The sequence below is a fragment of the Virgisporangium aurantiacum genome, from assembly GCF_016863635.1.
GTDB classification, from domain to species: Bacteria; Actinomycetota; Actinomycetes; order Mycobacteriales; family Micromonosporaceae; genus Virgisporangium; species Virgisporangium aurantiacum.
The window spans coordinates 131895-150208 of record NZ_BOPG01000049.1 but is presented as its reverse complement, the minus strand read 5'-3'; the positions used below and the strand labels follow the sequence as shown (position 1 = coordinate 150208).

The 18314-nt window shown below is 71.0% G+C and carries 16 protein-coding genes and 1 riboswitch; of the genes, 4 read left to right on the top strand and 12 right to left on the bottom strand.

Annotation, left to right across the window (positions count from 1 at the left end; genetic code table 11):
* Positions 1-40 precede the first annotated feature (40 nt).
* Positions 41-177, top strand: a riboswitch (cyclic di-AMP (ydaO/yuaA leader).
* Positions 178-188: 11 nt separating this feature from the next.
* On the top strand, positions 189-1199 hold the full coding sequence (locus tag Vau01_RS37380; protein ID WP_204003544.1) for a coiled-coil domain-containing protein: 1011 nt from the start codon (positions 189-191) through the stop codon (positions 1197-1199).
* Positions 1200-1250: 51 nt separating this feature from the next.
* Here Vau01_RS37380 and Vau01_RS37375 read toward each other — a convergent pair whose 3' ends face one another.
* The 4 genes from Vau01_RS37375 to Vau01_RS37360 form a co-directional block, all read right to left on the bottom strand.
* On the bottom strand, positions 1251-1880 hold the full coding sequence (locus tag Vau01_RS37375; RefSeq protein WP_204003541.1) for a hypothetical protein: 630 nt from the start codon (positions 1878-1880) through the stop codon (positions 1251-1253).
* Between the two features lie 80 nt (positions 1881-1960).
* The gene (locus tag Vau01_RS37370) at positions 1961-3022 is read right to left on the bottom strand and encodes a hypothetical protein (protein WP_204003538.1); all 1062 of its coding nucleotides are present in this window, start codon (positions 3020-3022) and stop codon (positions 1961-1963) included.
* Between the two features lie 342 nt (positions 3023-3364).
* Positions 3365-4960, bottom strand: coding sequence for a GGDEF domain-containing protein (locus Vau01_RS37365; protein ID WP_204003535.1), 1596 nt, complete (start codon positions 4958-4960; stop codon positions 3365-3367).
* 37 nt (positions 4961-4997) lie between these two features.
* Positions 4998-5558, bottom strand: coding sequence for a helix-turn-helix domain-containing protein (locus Vau01_RS37360; protein ID WP_204003532.1), 561 nt, complete (start codon positions 5556-5558; stop codon positions 4998-5000).
* 63 nt (positions 5559-5621) lie between these two features.
* Between Vau01_RS37360 and Vau01_RS37355 the strand changes: the two genes are divergently transcribed.
* Together Vau01_RS37355 and Vau01_RS37350 are read left to right on the top strand one after the other, a co-directional pair.
* On the top strand, positions 5622-6320 hold the full coding sequence (locus Vau01_RS37355; RefSeq protein WP_204003529.1) for an AzlC family ABC transporter permease: 699 nt from the start codon (positions 5622-5624) through the stop codon (positions 6318-6320).
* Positions 6317-6625: an AzlD domain-containing protein gene (locus tag Vau01_RS37350; RefSeq protein ID WP_204003526.1), complete on the top strand. Its 309-nt coding sequence runs from the start codon at positions 6317-6319 to the stop codon at positions 6623-6625. The genes Vau01_RS37355 and Vau01_RS37350 overlap by 4 nt, the downstream gene beginning before the upstream one ends.
* 17 nt (positions 6626-6642) lie before the next feature.
* Here the strand turns inward: Vau01_RS37350 and Vau01_RS37345 are convergent, their stop codons facing one another.
* The 7 genes from Vau01_RS37345 to Vau01_RS37315 form a co-directional block, all read right to left on the bottom strand.
* Entirely contained in the window at positions 6643-7611 is a 969-nt protein-coding gene (locus Vau01_RS37345) for a LysR family transcriptional regulator (protein WP_204003517.1), read from the bottom strand.
* Positions 7612-7679: 68 nt separating this feature from the next.
* On the bottom strand, positions 7680-8822 hold the full coding sequence (locus Vau01_RS37340) for a SigB/SigF/SigG family RNA polymerase sigma factor (RefSeq protein ID WP_204003515.1): 1143 nt from the start codon (positions 8820-8822) through the stop codon (positions 7680-7682).
* Between the two features lie 57 nt (positions 8823-8879).
* Positions 8880-10715 (bottom strand): CheR family methyltransferase, encoded by a 1836-nt coding sequence (locus Vau01_RS37335; protein ID WP_204003513.1) that lies wholly within the window; start codon positions 10713-10715, stop codon positions 8880-8882.
* 43 nt (positions 10716-10758) lie between these two features.
* Entirely contained in the window at positions 10759-11472 is a 714-nt protein-coding gene (locus tag Vau01_RS37330) for an ATP-binding protein (RefSeq protein WP_204003511.1), read from the bottom strand.
* The gene (locus tag Vau01_RS37325) at positions 11469-12503 is read right to left on the bottom strand and encodes a chemotaxis protein CheB (protein ID WP_204003509.1); all 1035 of its coding nucleotides are present in this window, start codon (positions 12501-12503) and stop codon (positions 11469-11471) included. The genes Vau01_RS37330 and Vau01_RS37325 overlap by 4 nt, the downstream gene beginning before the upstream one ends.
* Before the next feature lie 10 nt (positions 12504-12513).
* On the bottom strand, positions 12514-12894 hold the full coding sequence (locus Vau01_RS37320) for an STAS domain-containing protein (protein ID WP_204003507.1): 381 nt from the start codon (positions 12892-12894) through the stop codon (positions 12514-12516).
* Between the two features lie 100 nt (positions 12895-12994).
* Positions 12995-14197, bottom strand: coding sequence for a PP2C family protein-serine/threonine phosphatase (locus Vau01_RS37315; RefSeq protein WP_204003505.1), 1203 nt, complete (start codon positions 14195-14197; stop codon positions 12995-12997).
* A gap of 82 nt (positions 14198-14279) precedes the next feature.
* Between Vau01_RS37315 and Vau01_RS37310 the strand changes: the two genes are divergently transcribed.
* The gene (locus Vau01_RS37310; protein ID WP_204003502.1) at positions 14280-16805 is read left to right on the top strand and encodes an EAL domain-containing protein; all 2526 of its coding nucleotides are present in this window, start codon (positions 14280-14282) and stop codon (positions 16803-16805) included.
* Here Vau01_RS37310 and Vau01_RS37305 read toward each other — a convergent pair.
* The gene (locus Vau01_RS37305; protein WP_204003818.1) at positions 16747-18198 is read right to left on the bottom strand and encodes a glutamate-cysteine ligase family protein; all 1452 of its coding nucleotides are present in this window, start codon (positions 18196-18198) and stop codon (positions 16747-16749) included. The genes Vau01_RS37310 and Vau01_RS37305 overlap by 59 nt on opposite strands.
* Positions 18199-18314 lie beyond the last annotated feature (116 nt).

Below are 18314 nucleotides of genomic sequence, written 5' to 3'. Positions count from 1 at the left end.
TGGCGCTCGGCTACTGCCAGGCGGCGCCCCCCGGTGCCGGTGGTGGCTGCCGCCTAATCGCTTCCGAGCGAGCCGGGGACCCACGCACCTTGGGGTGAATCCGCGAAAGCGGTAGGGGCACCACTGTTCCGTCCCGAACCCGTCAGCTAACCCGGTCGGCGGCCGACGGAAGGAACAGTTCCACACCCATGGTGACCGACAGGCACAGTCGGCGATGGCTGGTCGCGGTGATGTCCGCGATCCTGGCGGTGTTCATCGCGAGCCCCGCCGCCGCCGAGCCCGGTGAGGACGCCGGTACGCCTAAGACCCTCAAAGACGAGCTCGAAGCGGCCAACCGCGGCTTCGTCGAAGCCAAGGCACTGCTGGAAGGGTCCCGCGCGCGGCAGGCCGAGCTCACCGTGAAGATCGCCGATCTGCAGAAGAGGATCGACGCCACGAAGGAGGCGACCGCCGGCCTGGTCCAGATGGCCTACCGCAACAACGGTCTGGCGACCGCGGCGGCCATTCTGTCCAGCGCCTCGCCCGACGACTTCGTCGACCGGGCGGCGGCCGCCAACGAGATGGCCCTGCGCAACGACAAGAAGTTGCGCGAGTTCAACCAGCTCAACCGCGAACTGGCCGAGGCCAAGAAGCAGGTCGATGCCGAGGTCGCGGTGCAGGAGCAGCAACTCGCCACGATGGAGAAGCGGAAGAAGGACGCCGAGAAGGCGGTGGCACAGGTCGGCGGCCAGAACAGCGCCGGCTTCGTCAGCGCCACGTCGCCACAGGCCCAACGGGCACCGCGGAACCCCGACGGCTCGTGGCCCAAGGAGTCGTGCAACGTCGACGACCCCACCACGGGCGGTTGTGTCACCCCGCGCCTGCTGCACGCGTACAACCAGACGAAGGCGGCCGGGTTCAACCACTACGTCTCGTGTTACCGCTCCGGTGAAGACGGCGGTGAGCACCCGCGCGGCCGCGCCTGCGACTGGGCGGCCGACAAGGGTGGCTTCGGCGGCGTCGCCGCCGGTGACTCCCGGACGTACGGCAACAACCTCGCGGCGTACTACATCCGCAACGCCGACGCGCTGGGCGTGCTGTACGTCATCTGGTTCAAGCAGATCTGGCAGACCGCGACCGGCAACTGGAAGACGTACGGCGGTCAGTGCGGCAGCCCGTCCTGCGACCACACGAACCACGTCCACCTGTCGGTGGTCTAGTTCGGAGCGACAACCGGCCGCGGCTCCCCGAGGGGGCCGCGGCCTTTGCTTTCATCCACGAAGGAACGAGAACGCGGCGATCAGGGCGATCCAGGCCAGCGTCATGCCGCCGAAGCAGATCACGCCGCCCAGCCTGACCTGCTTCGGCAGGCTCGCGCCGACCCGTGGCTGGCCCAGCGTCGACACGGTGAGGTAACCGGCGAAGAACGCCAGCGCGGGCAGCCCGCACAGCGACCAGGCCAGCACCCCGAAGTCGGTCTCCGAGCTGAACGTCATCAGCCCGCACTGCAGCAGCCAGCCGAGCCCCGCCCACACGCTGTAGATGATCACGTTGCGGGTGGTGGGTGAGACGTCGGGCAGCAGGATGGGCCGGGTGCCGATGTGCTCGGCCCGGCGCGCCTCGACGTCGGCGGCGTTCGCGGCGTCGGCGGCCAGGTGCAGCGCCTGCGCCACGTCGGTGACCGAACTGCGGTCGGCCCGGCCGATCCAGGGCTCGGGCAGCTTGAGCGTGCCGGCGAGCTTGTGCAGCAGGTCCCGCTGCGCCTCGAGGTGGCGGGTGAGATTGTCGAGGTCGTCGGCGGCGGTGCGGGTGACGGCCGCGCGGTCGGCGGCTGCCGCGTCTTCGACCCGGCGCAACTCGGCCAGTTCCCGTGCGGCGCGAGCGTAGTCGGACCAACTCACATCGAAGACCCTACCGGCAACAGCAACCGGGGCCGGCATGTCGCCGGCCCCGGTTGCGGGGTGCTTCAGATCAGTTCAGGTCAGGCAGCGAACCGGATGCGACGCCGGCGGGCCAGGTAGAACAGGCCACCGCCACCGGACACCAGCACGAACGCCGCACCGGCGAGCAGGCCGGCGTTGACACCGGTGGTCGGCAGGCCACCGCCGGCACCACCGCAGTCGGTCGGCTTGGTCCAGGTGAACTCCTGCGCCTTGCCATCGTTGACGACGAGCTTGGCCACCAGGCCCTCGACGCCCTCGGCCGTGAAGACGTTGTTCTTGCCGGGCTCGATCGTCGTCTCCTTGGGCGTTTCGCCGACGGTGATGACCGCCTTGATCGCCTTGGCACCGGTGTTCTCGACCGTGATCTTCAGAGCCTCACAGGTCGACTCGGACTTCGCGGTGAAGCAGGTGTCGGGCTTGACCCAGGAGACCTCTTCGTCGACCTCCCACTTGTTGGCGCCGTCCAACTTCCACTTGATCGACGGCTTGCGGGCGTGCTCCTGGGGAACCAGGACGACCCATTCCTCGCCGACCTTCAGGTCCTTGGTCTCTTTCCACGCACCGTTGCCGTTGACGACGAACTTCCGCGTCGCGTCGCTGGTGTTCACGATCGTGATCGTCTGGGTGCCGTCGCAGTTGCTGACGGCCTTGTAGGTCGGCACCTTCTTCGGCGCACAGTTGTCCTTCGGCCAGACCGCCTCGTTGCCGACGTCCTCGGCGACCTTGTCGTCCCAGCCGACGGTGGCCTTGAGCGTCGGCGGCTTGCCGGTGGTGCTGAACTCCTTCGAGCCGACGAGGGTGCCGTTGTTCCGTCTGACAGTGGCCGTGTTCTTGATGTCGCCCACCTCGGCGGCCGGGGCGCTGCCGGCGACCTCGAGGACGACGCCGGTGACCGTGGCCTGCCCGCGCCAGGTGTTGGTGATCGTCCAGGTCACCTTCGCCGTGTTGGGCTTGCCGACGACGCATTCGGTCGTCGACACAAGGGTGGCGTGGTGGGCGCTGGCCGGGGCGGCGGTCAGAGCGACGGCGCCCAGCGCGCCGATGAAGGTGGCGGCGGATACGGCCAGGATTCGGCTGGGAAGCCGAGCAAAGCGGCGCAAACGAGCCCCCAAAGGTCTCAGTCGCCCGTCGACGGGCGCGCCGGAGCGGCCTTCGTCCGGGCAAGGGTTTCGAGGGAACCCTTGGGGAGAAAGGCTTCTGGTCTCACGGGCGCCATCGGGAACAGGCGTCTCAATCGATGACCGGAGGAGCATAAAGGCAGATCAAAGGATGCCGAAAGGCCATGACAAGCGTGAATCTCGCACAGCAACTCGACAGTCACTCTGAATGAGCGAGATCAGTGATCTTTACCCACAAAACGGGCGTAATAGAGATCCAGTGTTACTGAAGCGTTATTGCCGGGCCCCTGTCGGGTGACGCCGAAAGCTGGTTGACCAGGATGATCAGGCGGCGTGGGCGACCGGAACGTCGAGCCTGGGCTCCGCCTCGGTGCCCGAAAAGAGCTGCCAGGTGTGCGTCTGCTGCCGCTTCGCCCGGTACATCGCGACGTCGGCACGGTGCAGCAGGTCGCGCGCCTCCGTGCCGCAGGGCTCGGAGACCGCCACACCGATGCTCGCGCGGATCGGCAGCGTCCGGCCGGCGACGGTCACCGGCTCGCGAGCGGCGTCGAGCACCCGCTGCGCGAGGTGACCCGCGTCGGCACCGGTCATTCCGGTGAGCACGACCGCGAACTCGTCACCGCCCAGCCGGGCGGCGGTGTCGCTGCCGCGCACCTGGCGGCTCAGCACCGACGCGAAATGCACCAGCACGGCGTCACCGGCGGCGTGGCCGAGTTCGTCGTTGATCTCCTTGAACCCGTCGAGGTCGATCAGCAGCACCGCGACCGGCTCACCGGTCCGGCGGCCCTGGTCGATCGCCCGGTCCAGGTTGTCACGCAGCCGCCGGCGGTTCGCCAGGCCGGTCAAACTGTCGGTGACGACGAGGCGGTGGCTCTCCCGCATCGCGAGCACCTGGCGCAGGCCGACCGTGCCGGTGAGGACGATCGCGGCGAACACCATCACGTCGGACTCGTCGACGCCGTTGCGCACCTCGCCGAGGAACAGCGACGCGTAGCCGACGGCCAGGGCCAGGTACGGCAGCATCGTCACCGGTCGGCCCTCCCCGCCGCCCGAACCGGGCCGCGCCAGCCACCCCGGGCGCTTCAGCCACGCGGGCCGGAGCAGCCCCGTCCGGACGACGGAACGCGCGGCCGGGCGGTCGGCGCGGGTCCAGCCCCTGGCCGCGCCGGCGGCGGCCGCCAGCGCCACCAGCGCCATGGCCGCCAGCACGAGGTAGTCGATCGACGAGCCGAGCGTCACGTCGCTCGATCCGCTGAGCATGGCGTTCGTCGACATCAGGTCGACCACCAGGTAGAAGGCGAGGCCGCCGATCAGGAACACCAACGGGCGGTGCGCCGTCGGAGAGCCGCGCAGCAGCACCGCGCCCACGCCGAAGATCAGGAACAGGTCGCACAGCGGAAACAGCACCGAAGCCCACGCCGCGTCCGAGATTCCCCGGTTCATCGCGGCGCCGACGATCGAGTACCAGAGCAGCATGAGGCCACCCATGACCACCATGACCATGTCGAGCACCAGCCGCTGGCGCTGCTGCCGGGTCGGCGGCTGCCGGGGGAACGAGAGGACGCCGGCCATCAGCACGGGCACGGTCGCCATCCGGACCGCGTAGCCGATCATGGCCTCGTCGAGTTCCAGCTTGCCGTCGGCGAGTCCGTGGGCGAACGCGGCGCCGCTGATCGCGAGCAGTACGAACACGCCGACCAGGAGCAGCCAGGCCCGGCGGCTGCGCCGGTCGGTGTTCGGGCCGGCCGCGGCCACGATCCCGAAGCCGAGCGCCAACAGGTTGAAGACCCCGATGCAGATGCTCGTCACCGCCGTCGCCGGCTCCCCGTTCGCACCGGGCGCCAGCCCGGACGCCAGCATGGCCCCGGCAGCGACGACAAACGCGCACAGGGGGAGCCGGATCATCCAGCGGGTGAGCATGCCACGACACTCGGTAGCAGCGCGGCCGACCTGAGCCTTACACGTGCTCCATCACCAGCACGGCCGCGGTCCCGGCGGCCAGCGCCTCGTACCGGTGGTCCACGTCACCGGCGAACATCGCGTAGTCGCCCGGGTCGAGGTCGACCAGGTGACCGGGCAGCCCGGCCCGGAGCCGGCCGGAGATCACCACCACGTGCTCGATGCTGCCCGGCAGGTGCGCGTCGGCCTCCCGGGCCGGGCCCGGCTCGACCGTGATCAGGTAGATGTCGCGACGGGCGCCCGGCGGGCACGCCGACAGCAGCGTGCCGTAGTAGTTGGCCTTGCTGGCGGGCACCGCCGGACCCTCACCGGCCCGGATCACGATCATCGGGGCGACCCGGGGCTCCACCAGCCGGCTGAACGGGACGTCGAGCGCGGTCCCCAGCGCCCACAGCGTCTCCACGCTCGGGTTTCCGGTGCCCGCTTCGAGCTGCGACAGCGTCGACTTGGCCACCCCGGCGCGCTTCGCCAACTCGCTGAGGGACAGCCCCACCCGCTCGCGCTCCCGACGGATCGCCGCCGCGATGGCATCGATGGGAGCGCTGCGTCGAGCATCCACGTTCGGCCTCCCGTACAAGTATTCGGTTTGACGAACACTCGATCAGCGTTCATGGTAGAGAACATGCGTTCGTTCCTCCGAACACTACCGCCCGGGCTGGCGCGTGACGTCGCGGCCCTCGCCGCCGCCGCGTTCGTGGTCGGCGTCTCGTTCGGCGCGATCGCGATCGCCTCGGGCGTGTCGGGACCGAAAGCGGTCGTGATGTCGGTGTTCGTGTTCGCCGGCGGCGCGCAGTTCCTCGCCGTCGGCGTGGTCGGTGCCGGTGGCACCGTGCTCGCCGCGGTGCTCGGCGGGCTGGTGCTCAACGCCCGCCACCTGCCGTTCGGGCTGGCGATGGGCGACGTCCTGGGCCGCCACCGGCTCCTCGGCAGCCACCTCATCATCGACGAGGCCGTGGCGTTTACCCTCGCCCGCACCGGGTCGAGAAGCCGTCGCCAGGCGTTCTGGCTGGCCGGTGGCACGCTGTTCGTCGTCTGGAACGTCGGCACGGTGGTCGGCGTCGTCGCCGGTAGCGCGATCGGTGACCCGAACGCGTTCGGCATCGACGCGGCGTTCCCGGCCGGCATGCTCGCGCTGCTGCTGCCCGCGCTCAAGGAGCGTCCGGCGCTGCGGGTCGCCCTCGGCGCCGCCGTGCTGGCGCTGGCTGCCGCACCGTTCCTGCCGCCCGGCCTGCCGGTGCTGGCGGCCCTGCTCGGCCTCGTGTTCGCCCTCCCGTTGCCGCGCGCCGGGCGCCCGGAGTCGCAGAAGGTGGGAAGTCGATGACCTGGCTGGCGATCGCGGCACTGGCCGCCGGAACCTACGGCCTGCGGATCGCGGGGCCGCTGCTGCGCAGCCGCCTGCGGTTACCCGCGGTGGTGCAGACCTATCTCTCGCACTCGGCGGTGGCGCTGCTCGCCGCGCTCATCGCGACCGCGGCGCTGTTCGTCGGCTCGGAGTTCGCCGGGTGGGCCCGGCCGGCCGGCGTTCTCGCCGGTGCGCTCGCCGCCTGGCGCAGGCTGCCGTTCGTGGTCGTGGTGGTGGGCGCGGCGGTGACCACCGCGCTGCTGCGGCTGGCCGGGGTGCCCTGACTTTCAGCAGTTCGGACTCAGGCGGCCAGGGGGTCCGTGACCAGGCCGGGGTTGCGGGCGAGCCACTCGGCGTACCGGGTGGTGCGGCGGACCGCCATGGCGTGGCCCCGGTTGGCGTTCCACACCAGTTCGGAGGCCAGCGGGGCGACCCGCCCGTCCTGATGCCAGCCGAGCAGGTGCCGCCAGCGCAACGGCCCGGTGGCCAGCGGGACCAACTCGACCCCGGGCGGGGTGCGGATGGTCGGCTTGCACAACGCGACGGCCCGACCGGCCGCCACCAGGTCGAGCGCGCTGAAATGGTCGACCTCCTGCACCGGCCGGGGCGTGAACCCGGCCCGGGCGCAGGCCTTCGCGAAACACTCGGCGAAACAGCCGTCGCCGGGCAGTGCGATCCAGTCGGCATCGGCGAGATCGACCAGATCGACCTCGCACAGCGACGCGCACGGATGTGTGGCCGGCAACAGCACCGCCACCGCCTCGACCGCCACCTCCCGCCAGATCATGCCGGGCGCCACCGGCGGACCCGCGTTGCCGCAGACACCGATCAGGGCGAGGTCGAGCCGGCCGGCGAGCACCATCGAGGCCAACTCGTCGGCGTAGTGCGAGGTGTACGTGGTGAGCTGCACGTCGGGACGCTCGACGGCGAGCCGGTCGACCAGCCCGCCCAGGATCGGGCCACCGACGGTGCCGATCTTGAACCGCAACTCCGAGGTGCCGGAGCCGGCCATGCGCGCCGCTTCGTCGCGCAGGCCGTCGACCGCTGGTAACACCACCCGGGCGCGGTTGAGTACCAGTTCGCCTAGTGCCGTCGGACGGGCGCCCCGCCGGTCGCGTTCGAACAACGCGCCACCGAGAGTGCGCTCGATCCGCTGCAACTGGGCCGTCAACGCGGGTTGCGCGAGACCCAGCGCGGAGGCAGCCTTCGTGACGCTGCCGAGCTCCGCGATCGCGCACACCACTTTCAGGTGGCGCAACTCCAGTTCCATACCGCCGACGTTAGGCCGAACGGAGGATGCAAGGAAGCCCTACGGCCCCCCTCCGTTCCCTCGAACGTTCACGCGTCGGCCTCCATACCCCGCCGGAGCTGCGCCAGCGTACGGGCCAAAAGCCGTGATACATGCATCTGGGATATTCCGAGCCTTTCGGCGATCTGCGCCTGGGTGAGGTTGCCGAAGAACCGCATCGCGAGGATGTCCTTCTCGCGCGCCGGCAGCGTCGCGAGCAACGGCTTGAGCGACTCGTGGGCGTCGACCGCCGCGATCGAGGCGTCCTCCTCGCCCAGCAGATCCATGAGCGTGCTGCCGTCCTCGCCACCGACGGGCGTGAACAGCGAGGTGGTCCGGTACGCGCCGGCCGCGGTCATCGCCTCGATGACCTGCTCCTCGTCGACGTCGAGCCGGCGGGCGATGTCGGTGACGGTCGGCGACCGGTTCAGGTCGTGGGTGAGGTCGTCGCGGGCCCGGTTGATGTCGATCCGCAGTTCCTGCAGGCGGCGCGGCACCCGCACGGCCCAGCCCCGGTCGCGGAAGTGCCGCTTGAGTTCGCCGACGACCGTGGGCGTCGCGTACGCGGCGAAGTCGACGGCGAGTTCCGGGTCGAACCGGTCGACGGCCTTGACCAGGCTCAACGCCGCCACCTGGCCGAGGTCGGCGGACGCTTCGCCGAGCCCGCCGAACCGCCGCGCCAGCCGCTCGACGAACGGCAGGCAGAGCGTGATCACCCGGTCCCGCAACGCGGCCCGGGCCGGCGAACCGGCCGGCGCGCGGCACATCTGGCCGATCATCTCGTTGATCTCGTCGCCCCAGCGACCCTGCGCGCCACGGCCCGGTGCCGCGGCCGGTGTCGCGGTGTCGGCGGTCGGATCGGACAGCCGCTCGGCCAGCGGTTCGTGCGCGCCCAGCTGCTTGGCGACCCCGGCGATCTCCAGCACCTCAAGCGCCAGGCCGGTCGCGCCGCGGGCGGCCAGCGACCCGTCGTCCTCGACCAGCCGCTCCCGCACCTTCAACAGGACGTTGACCGCGCTGGCGTCGAGCAGGCGGACCCGCGACAGGTCCACCTCGATGTGCCGGGCGCCCGCGTCGAGCCGGCCGAACAGCGTGAGACGCAGCCGCACCGAGGCGCTGAAATCGAGGACGCCCTCGACGCGTACGACGTCGACGTCGCCGATCCGCCAGATGTGGAAGCCGGTTTCGTCCACGTCACCTCCAGGGGTCAACCCATAGCTCGTACCACGGCGCCGGGCCCCCGAAACGGATTACGTCGGTTCTTCCATGTCCATCACGAGGATGACGCCGGTGGTGCCGCTGCCGTTGCGGCGCAACGGGGTGCCGACGATCCGCACCTCGATCTGCCGGCCGCGCCGGTTGACCGACGGCAACCGCGCCTCGCTGCTGCCATTCTCGGAGCCGAGCAGCTGCCGGATCATCGGCCGCAGCAGGTCGGTGGGCAGCCCGATGTCGAGGTTCAGGAAGTGCTGCCCCACCGCCTCCTCGGCGCGCAGCCCCCACAGGTCCTCGCACCGGCGGTTCCACACCCGCACCTGGAGGTCCCTACCGATCACCACCACACCGGCCTGCAGGCTGACGAACACGGCCTCGAGGAACTCGTTGACGGAGTCCAGCTCGGCGGTGCGGTCACGCAGCTGGTCGTTGATGCTCTGGAGCTCGTCGTTCGCGGACTGGAGCTCCTCGTTCATCGTCTCCAGTTCCTCGTTGGTCGACTGCAGCTCCTCGTTGGTGGTCTCGAGTTCCTCGACCGTGGACTGGAGCTCCTCGTTGGTGGTCTCCAGTTCCTCGTTGGTCGACTGGAGCTCCTCGTACGCGGTCTCCAGCTGGCGGTTGGCGTGCTCCAGCTCGTCCTGCAGCCGGCGGGCCGCGGTGACGTCGAGGAACACCAGCACCACGCCGAGCAGCCGGGAGTCGCTGTCGACCAGCGGGTTCACCTGGATCTCCAGGTGAACCCCGTCGCCGGAACCCCGGGCGTACTCCACGTCGGTGACCCGCTGCGGACGCCGCTCGACCTGTGCCTGCTCGATGTAGCCGCGCAGTTCGACCGGCCGGTAGGACAGCTCCAGGTCGCGGAACGGCCGTCCGACGTCGCGGCCCGAGACGCCGAACATCACCTCGGCCTGCCGGTTGGCGAGCGCGATGAACCCGTCGCCGGTGACCACCACCTGCGCCACCGGGCTCGCGAGGAACGCCTCCGAGCGCACCCGGTCGAGCCCGAACAGTTCCGCGTTCGGCCGGGCCGGAATCGCCTCGGCCGGGAACGGACCGGTCGCCGGCGCGTGTCGGGCCACCTTGCGGAAGATCCGCCGCTTCAGGTCCACCGGCGTGAACAGGTCGCCGTGGCTGAGCAGCATCTCGGCCTTGCCGAGGAAGAGCACGCCCGCGGCGGCCAGCGCGAAATGGAACCGGGACAGGATGCGCGACTGCGTCTCCGCGTTGAAGTACATCAGCGCGTTGCGGCACACGAGCAGGTCGATCCGGGAGATCGGGGCGTCCTGGATGAGGTCGTTGCGGCCGAAGATCACCGACCGGCGCAGGTCGTTCCGGAAGGTGTACCGGGTGCCGTTGGCCTCGAAGTAGCGCTCGCCGTACTCGGGCGGCAGGCCGGCGAGCTCCCGGTCGTTGTAGGACGCGTGCCGCGCCTGGTTCAGGCCGTCCTCGTCGACGTCGGTGGCGTAGATCTTCACCCGCCGCCGGAACTCGTCCGGGCCGAGTGCCTCGACGAACGCGATGGCGAGCGTGTACGCCTCCTGGCCGCTGGCACAGCCGGCGCTCCAGACCCGGATGGGCTCGGTACCGGCGACGATCGGCGGCAGCACCTCCGCGCGCAGGTGGTCCCAGGCCTCGGGGTCGCGGAAGAACCCGGTGACGTTGATCAGAATCGTGTTGAACAACGCGGTGAACTCGTCCGGGTGGACCTGCAGGTGATCGACGTAGTCGGCGTACGACTCGATGCCCGCCTGGCTCATCCGGCGGCTCACCCGCCGCATCAGGCTGGATCGCTTGTACCCGGTGAAGTCGAAGCCGCGCGCCTCCTTCAGATAGACCAGCAGCGCTTCGAACTGGGGGTCGGGCTCGCTCACCGCCTCACGGTAGCGCGTTGGTGACTGTGGTCACACCGGGCACTCACGCGTGCGGCAGGGTCGCCCAGACCACCTTTCCGTCGGGCAGTTCGGTGCTGCCCCAGCCGGTCGTCATCGCGTCGACCAGCATGAGCCCGCGCCCGTTGTTGCGACCGATCCGGGCCTGCTCGTATGACCGGTCCCGCACCGAGAGGTGCAGATAACGCCGGCGCACACTCACCGAGATCTCGATGATGCCGCCGGCATGCCGGACCGCGTTGCTCGCGAGTTCGGACATGATCAGTTCCGCGGTCTCGCTGATCGCGGACTGCTCCCACCGGAGGCAGGCGGCGCGGACCACGGCCCGCGCGGTCGACACCGTCTCCGGCCCACCCGCCATCAACTCGGTGACGCGGCGGGGCGGGGTCCCGTCGACGGCGGCGCAGGCGGCGGCGACCGTCGCCTCGACCGGCACGTAACGCATCACGGCCGTGCGTTCGAGCGCCGCCCGCAACCATCGGCTGGGCGCGGCCAGCACGAGCGGGATGCCCGGCCAGGCCGCGGCGTGCCGGGCGACGGCCGGGAAGAGCGTCAGGGCGACGTCGTCGCGTACCTCGAGTTCGGCCACGTCGGCGACCACCACCACCGGCTGGACGGCCACCGCCTTCAACAGGTGGGTGCGCGCGCTCGGGGCGGTGTCGAACGTCAGCGGACCGGCCAGCCGGACGACCGCCGCCGTTCCCGCCGGCCCGGCCACCTCGGTGACCTCGGCGATCATGGGGTGCCATCCGGATGGGGCAGGTCGATCACTCCGCCCAGCCGACCGATCAGCCGCCGGATCAGGTGCCCGGCCTGCTCGGTGTCCAGGCCCGTCGCGTCGAAGCGCGCCGCGGCCATGGTGTTGCCGCGCTCCCGGGCCGCTACGGCCATCCGCCGGCTGAGCGACGCCTTCTCCTCCAGGCTGCGCAGCGCCATCCACAGCGCGCCCTCCAGTGCGGCGGACTGCTCGCCGATGAGGCTCTCCGCCGTCCAGGCATGGCCGACCCGGCAGCGGAATCGCGGCGCGGGCAGGCCGGGCAGTTCGAACAGGGCGCCATGACAGGTCGGGCAACCGAACCCCGCCGGTATCGCGTTCGACTCGTCTGTGGTGATGTCGGCCATGGTGGCAATCGCCGTCTCCCATGCGAGGAGGTCGGTTCCGCTTCGCGGCTCCGGTTCCTCGGCCGGACCCAGCGCCGCCACGGCCTTCTGGATCGACTCTCCCATTGCCGGCGCCGGCAGCGCCAGAGCGGTGGACACGTGCTCGTGGGCGGACCGCGGCATCGACGGGTACAGCGCGTCGTCGGAGTCCTGGACGATCACCGTCCCGCCCAGGTCGGCGACCGCCACGGCGCCGGACGTCCCGTCGTCCCGGGTTCCCGACAGCACGACGGCGATCGTCCGCTCCCGCCACGCCCGGGCGGCCGACCGGAACAGCGGATCGACGGCCGGCCGGTGACCGTTCTCGGCGGGTCCGTGCGAGAGGCGGACCTGTCCGTCGGACACGATCAGGTGATGGTCGGTCGGCGCGACCAGCACCTGGCCGCGGACCAGCGGGTCCCCGTCGACCGCATGGGTGACGGGGAGCGTGCCGCAGCGGTTCAGGATCTGCGGGAGGGCACTCGACCCCTCGCGCGGCACGTGCAGCACCACGAGCACCGCGGCGTCGAGATCGACAGGCAGGCCGGCCACCAGGGCACGGAGTGCTTCCACCCCGCCCGCCGAGGCACCCACCACGACCAACGCGGACGGTAGCGCCGGGCTGCTCATTCTCTGCCTCTTAAACTGTGCCGTCGGAAAGGGCACCGCTACCCGGTGGGCCGGGATCCGAAACAGCGGCGTCGACACTGCGGTGGACGGGCAGGATCGCGTCGAGGTTGGTGATCTTGAGCACCCGCTCGACCAGCCCCTGCGGCCGGCTCAAGCGCAACCAGCCACCGGCCGCCGCGGCCCGGCGGTGCGCGTCGATCAGCAGTTGCAGGCCGGACGAGTCGCAGATGGCGACCTCGTGCAGGTCGACGACGATCCGCGGCGCCGGCACCGTCAGCGCCACCGTGAGCGCCTCGCCGAGCGGTTCCTGCGAGTCGAACATGATCTTTCCCCGCACCCACAGGACCGTGTGGTGCGGATGGGCGTCCGCCGTGACCGACAGGTCCGTCACGGTCGCGCCTCGCTGCGCGAGCCGCGCCCGTGCCGCCGGTCCGCTCGCTCCGCGAGCGCACCAGCTCTGCTGAACTGAATTGTGATCTCGCTTCCCTCGATCACGGCGCCAACCGCCTGACCGCCTCGCCCGACCACTCCACGAGCAGCAGCGTAGCGTCGTCGGCCGACGGACCATCTTGTCGAGACAGGACATCATGGTTCATTCGACGCAGCGTCTCGGGCGCGGGCAGGTCGTCGGCCGCGTGTCGCAGGGCCAGCGCGGTCAACCCGTCGACGCCGAACGGCTCGCCGTCGCGGTCGAGGGCGTCGACCACGCCGTCCGAGTAGGCGAGCAGGCGGTCACCGGCTTCCAGCCGTAGCTTGCCCGGCGTCGTCGGGCCACCGGCGATGCCACCCAGGCCGAGCGGCAACCGGCGGCCACCGTCGAGGGTCGCCACGAGCCGGTCGCCGCGCAGCACCAGCGGCGGCGGGTGGCCGGCGTTCACGTAGTGGACGGCGCCGCTGGCCAGGTCGACGCCGGCCAGCACGGCGGTGGTGAACCGGGAATCGTCGAACTCCTCCGCGAGCGCCGCGTCGGCCGCGGTCGCCTGCTCCAGCACCCCGGAACCGGCCCGGCGGGCGGCCCGAACGGCCGAGAGCGTGACGGCGGTGGTGAGCCCGGCCCGCAGGTGGTGCCCGGTGGAGTCGTAGATGCCCAGGTACAGCGTTGACTCGCTGACGCCGTAGTCGAAGCCGTCGCCGCCCACCGCGTACACCGGCTGAAGGATCGCCGAGATCACGAAGCTGTCCGCACCGTAGGTCAGGGGCGGCAGCATCTGCCATACGAGTTCCGCGGCCGCCGACATCGGCCGGGTCCGCCGGACGTGCTCGAACGCGTCGCCGTACGCCGACATCACCGCGATCAGGTGACCCACGAGCGCCACGAACCGGTCGACCTCGACCCGCACGGCCGGATCGGACCGGTCGGCGGCCGCCGAGTCCAGGCCGAGCACGCCCAGCCGCTCGCTGCCGTCGAGCAGCGGGTTCCACAGCCGGGCACCGTCGCGCTCGGGCGTCGTGGTCCGGAACGCGGTTCCGGCCGGGGACGCGTCGACGTGCAGCGGGTCGCCGCCGGGCGGGAACGGCCGCAACCGGCGTTGCTCGTGATCCACCAGGTACAGCGTGGTCGCGGAGCCCGCGGTCGCCGCCGCGGCGGCAACCGCCTCCGGCAGCCGGCTCGGCGTGATGAAGCGGGTGCGTGCAACCAGTTCGGCCGTCGCCGTACGCCACCCCCACGCGCTGTCACCGACCGAATCAGGCATGTGGCGACCGTACCCGGGAACGTTCAGATCCTCGCTCTGCCGGCCGAACCCCAAGGTGGACACCGACGACGGGGAGCCGAGGTTGAGCACGCGCCACTGGTGGTCACATCCGGGCAACCGGGTCGTCGCGTTGAGCCTGGTGCTCACCGCCGCGACCGCGGTGACGCAGGGCGTCCACCTGCTGCGCGCCGGCACCCCGGACCTGGTCGGGCAACTCCCGGGCGTCGCCGCGCTGGCGGCGATCTTCTTCGTCAGCGAGGGGTTCGTGATCCACCTGCGGGTCCGCCGCGGCGGGCACGCAATGAACGTCGGCGAGTTTCCCGTCGTCCTCGGAATCCTCTGGACCGACCCGGTGACGCTGCTGGTGGCGCGGGTGGTCGGCGGCGGCCTGGGGCTGGCGGTGCTGCGCAAGCAGCGCGGCATCAAGCTCGGCTTCAACGTGGTGCTGCTCGGCGTGCAGGCCACCGTGACCGCGTTGATCTTCGCGGCGCTGGTCGGCCGGCCCACCGCGGTCGGGCCGAACGAGTGGCTCGCCACCTACGTCGCGGTGTTCGCGTCCGACGCCCTCGCGGCGGTGCTGATCACGGTGGTCATCGCGCTGCACGACGACCCGGGCGAGCTGCGCCGCCTCAGCCAGGCGTTCCACGGCCTGCCGCTGGTGGCGATCACCGCGACCGTCGCCCTGATCGGGGCCATGGCGGTGCAGTACGACGCGTGGGCGCTGCTGCTGCTCGGCGTCGCGGCCGTGGTCACCTATGGCGGTTACCGGGCCTACGTGAAGCAGAGCCAGGGCCATACCCAGGTGGAGGACCTGTACGCGTTCACCCGGGCGCTCGACGGGTCGCGCGACACCGCCGAGGTGGCGCGGATCGTCCTCACCCAGGTACGGGACCAGCTCCGGGCCGGATCGGCCGACCTGATCGTGCCCGGCACCGACGGACGCGGGCTGCTGCACACTCGGCTGACCGGCGCCGACGACCTGACCAGCGACTGGCTCCCGGCCGACGCACCGGCCCGCTGGTGGACGCCGGCGGCCGCGGGCAGGCCCGTGCTCCTGGGCTTCGACGAGGACCGCGCCGACCCGGTCGACGGCATCGCCGTGCCGCTGCCGATGGGCGACGGCACCGGCGTGCTCACGGTGACCGACAGCCTCCCCGACCGTCCCACGTTCACCGACGACCACGCGAAGCTCTTCCAGGCGCTGGCGAACCACGCGAGCGTCGCGCTCTCGAACGCCACCCTGGTCGACCGGCTCCGCCAGGAGGTCACCGAGAAGGAGCACCTCGCCCAGCACGACCCGCTCACCGGCCTGCCCAACCGCACCCGGTTCAACGAACTGGTGCAGGAGGCCGTCGCCGGCGACCAACCGGCCGCCGTGGTGCTGATGGACCTCGACCGCTTCAAGGAGGTCAACGACGCGCTCGGCCACGACATCGGCGACGCCATGCTGCGGGAGATCGGCACCCGGTTGAAGAGCCAACTGGACGGGCGCGGCGTCGTCGCCCGCCTCGGCGGCGACGAGTTCGCCGTCCTCCTGCCCGGTGCCGGTACCGAGGACGCGGCCGCCGCCGTCACGGCCGAACTGACCGGCGCCCTGGAGCAGCCGATCCCGGTGGGCTCGTTGCGCCTCACCGCCCGCACCAGCGCCGGCATCGCGCTGGCGCCCGTGCACGGCACCGACGCCCGCACGCTGCTGCAACGCGCCGACGTCGCCATGTACTCGGCGAAGGACACCCGCTCCGGCGAACGCGTCTACCACCCCGAGCAGGACCGGAACACGCCCCGGCGGCTGGCCCTGATCGGCGACCTCGGGCAGGCCGTCGAACGGCGCGACCTCCAGGTGGTGTTCCAGCCGAAGGTCGACCCGGCCACCGGTCACGTGACGGGCGCCGAGGCGCTGGCCCGCTGGCAGCACCCGGAGCAGGGGTTCATCCCACCCGACCAGTTCATCCCGCTGGCCGAGCACTCCGGCCTCATCCGTCCGCTGACCCTGCACGTGCTCGACGTGGCGCTGCGCCGGTGCGCGTCCTGGCGGACCGCCGGACACGACCTGGACGTCGCGGTCAACCTGTCCCCGAACAGCCTGCTCGACGCCGACCTGCCCGACGTCGTGGCCCGGCTGCTGCACGAGACCGGTGTCCCGCCGGGGTCACTGACCCTGGAGATCACCGAGAGCAGCATCATGGCCGACCCGACCCGGAGCATCCGGACGCTGGACCGGCTGCACACGCTCGGCGTCAAGCTGGCGATCGACGACTTCGGCACCGGCTACTCGTCGCTGGGCCGGCTCCGCGACCTGCCGATCGACGAGGTGAAGATCGACAAGTCGTTCGTGCAGCGGATGGCCGTCGACCGCCGCGACCGCGCCGTGGTCAGCTCCGCCGTGCAGTTGGGCCACGCGCTCGACCTGGAGGTGGTCGCCGAGGGCGTCGAGGACATCGAGACGTACGCGCACCTCACCCGCGAGGGCTGCAACCTGGTGCAGGGTTACTACGTCTCCCGCCCGCTGGCCGCCGACGCCTTCGCCACCTGGCTACGCGACCACGAGGTCATACCGGCCATTCGTGTACCGGAACATTTTCGTGCATCAGGGAGCGGTACTCGGTGAGCATGCCGGCCAGCGTCGCTCCGGGCCGTGAGGCGGCGTCGACCTGCCAGGAGGCGCCGTTGCGGGCGGCCACGCAGCGCCGCTCGATCAACCCCAGCAGGCGGTCGCGGTGGCTCGGGTCGACGCCGCACTGGTCCAGCCCCTGGTGGGCCAGCGGCAGCAGCCGGCGCAGCACCAGTTCGGTTGCCGGCACGGTGCCGAGCCCGGGCCAGAACAGGAACGCGTCGATGCCGTCGCGGGCGCCGGCGTGGAAGTTCTCCTCGGCCGCGTTGAACGACATCTGCGTCCACACCGGACGGTCGGCCTCGGCCAGCATGCGCACCAGCCCGAAGTAGAACGCCGCGTTGGCCATGATGTCGATCACGGTCGGCCCGGCCGGCAGCACCCGGTTCTCCACCCGCAGGTGCGGCCGGCCGTCGACCACCGCGTACACCGGGCGGTTCCAGCGGTAGATGGTGCCGTTGTGCAGCGTCAGTTCGCCGAGCTTCGGGACGCCGCCGCTGTCGAGCACGGCCACCGGATCCTCGTCGTCGCAGATCGGCAGCAGCGACGGGAAGTACCGGACGTTCTCCTCGAAAAGATCGAAGATCGAGGTGATCCAGCGCTCTCCGAACCACACCCGCGGGCGGACGCCCTGGACCTTCAGTTCATCGGACCGTGTGTCGGTGGCCTGCTCGAAGAGCGGGATCCGGGTCTCTCGCCACAGCTGCCGGCCGAACAGGTACGGCGAGTTCGCGCCCAGCGCCAGTTGCACGCCGGAGATGCACTGCGCGGCGTTCCAGTAGTTCGCGAAGTTCGTCGGCGCGACCTGCAGGTGCAGCTGCGCGCTCGTGCACGCCGCCTCGGGTGCGATCGAGTCGGTGCGCGTCACGAGGCGCTCCACGCCGTCGATGTCGATCAGCATGTCCTCGCCGCGCGCGGCGAAGATCTGCTCGTTGAGGAGCGCGTACCGCGGGTTGTCGCTCAGCGCGCCGAGGTGCATGTGGCGCTCTTCCAGCGTCGGCAGAATGCCGATCATGAGGGTGTGCGTGCCGAGCGCGGCCGAGTGACCCTCGGCGGCGTTGAGGCTGCCGCGGATGCGTTTCTCGAACCGGGCGAGCCCGTCGCCCTCCAGCACGTCGGGCGGCACGTTGATCTCGATGTTGAACTGGCCGAGTTCCGTGACGAAGTCCGGATCGGCGACCGCGTCGAGCACCTCGGCGTTGCGCATGGCCGGCTCGGCCTGCTCGTCGACGAGGTTCAGCTCGATTTCCAGGCCGGTGAGCGGCCGGTCGCACTCGAACTGCGTCTCGGCCAGCATCCTGGTCAGGGCGTCGAGGTTGGTGCGGACCTTCTCCCGGTACCGCATGCGGTCTTCGCGGCTGAACTCGCGGTGCTCCACGTCCTTGCCCACGTCGTCACCGTGGCACAACCGCAACCGGCCCGCCACCGGCCTCCCACCTTCTGTTTCGGCGAGTTGCAGATTGGTGGATCAAAAAGTGCTTGGGAGTTGCTCCGTGGGTAAGGGGG

What these genes read in the sequence shown, in the direction of transcription:
- Vau01_RS37365 (WP_204003535.1), bottom strand. Translation starts at nt 4,960, where the DNA reads ATGCTCACCCGCTGGATGATCCGGCTCCCCCTGTGCGCGTTTGTCGTC.
- Vau01_RS37350 (WP_204003526.1), top strand. Translation starts at nt 6,317, where the DNA reads ATGACCTGGCTGGCGATCGCGGCACTGGCCGCCGGAACCTACGGCCTG.
- Vau01_RS37330 (WP_204003511.1), bottom strand. Translation starts at nt 11,472, where the DNA reads ATGATCGCCGAGGTCACCGAGGTGGCCGGGCCGGCGGGAACGGCGGCG.
- Vau01_RS37380 (WP_204003544.1), top strand. Translation starts at nt 189, where the DNA reads ATGGTGACCGACAGGCACAGTCGGCGATGGCTGGTCGCGGTGATGTCC.
- Vau01_RS37315 (WP_204003505.1), bottom strand. Translation starts at nt 14,197, where the DNA reads ATGCCTGATTCGGTCGGTGACAGCGCGTGGGGGTGGCGTACGGCGACG.
- Vau01_RS37325 (WP_204003509.1), bottom strand. Translation starts at nt 12,503, where the DNA reads ATGAGCAGCCCGGCGCTACCGTCCGCGTTGGTCGTGGTGGGTGCCTCG.
- Vau01_RS37355 (WP_204003529.1), top strand. Translation starts at nt 5,622, where the DNA reads ATGCGTTCGTTCCTCCGAACACTACCGCCCGGGCTGGCGCGTGACGTC.
- Vau01_RS37345 (WP_204003517.1), bottom strand. Translation starts at nt 7,611, where the DNA reads ATGGAACTGGAGTTGCGCCACCTGAAAGTGGTGTGCGCGATCGCGGAG.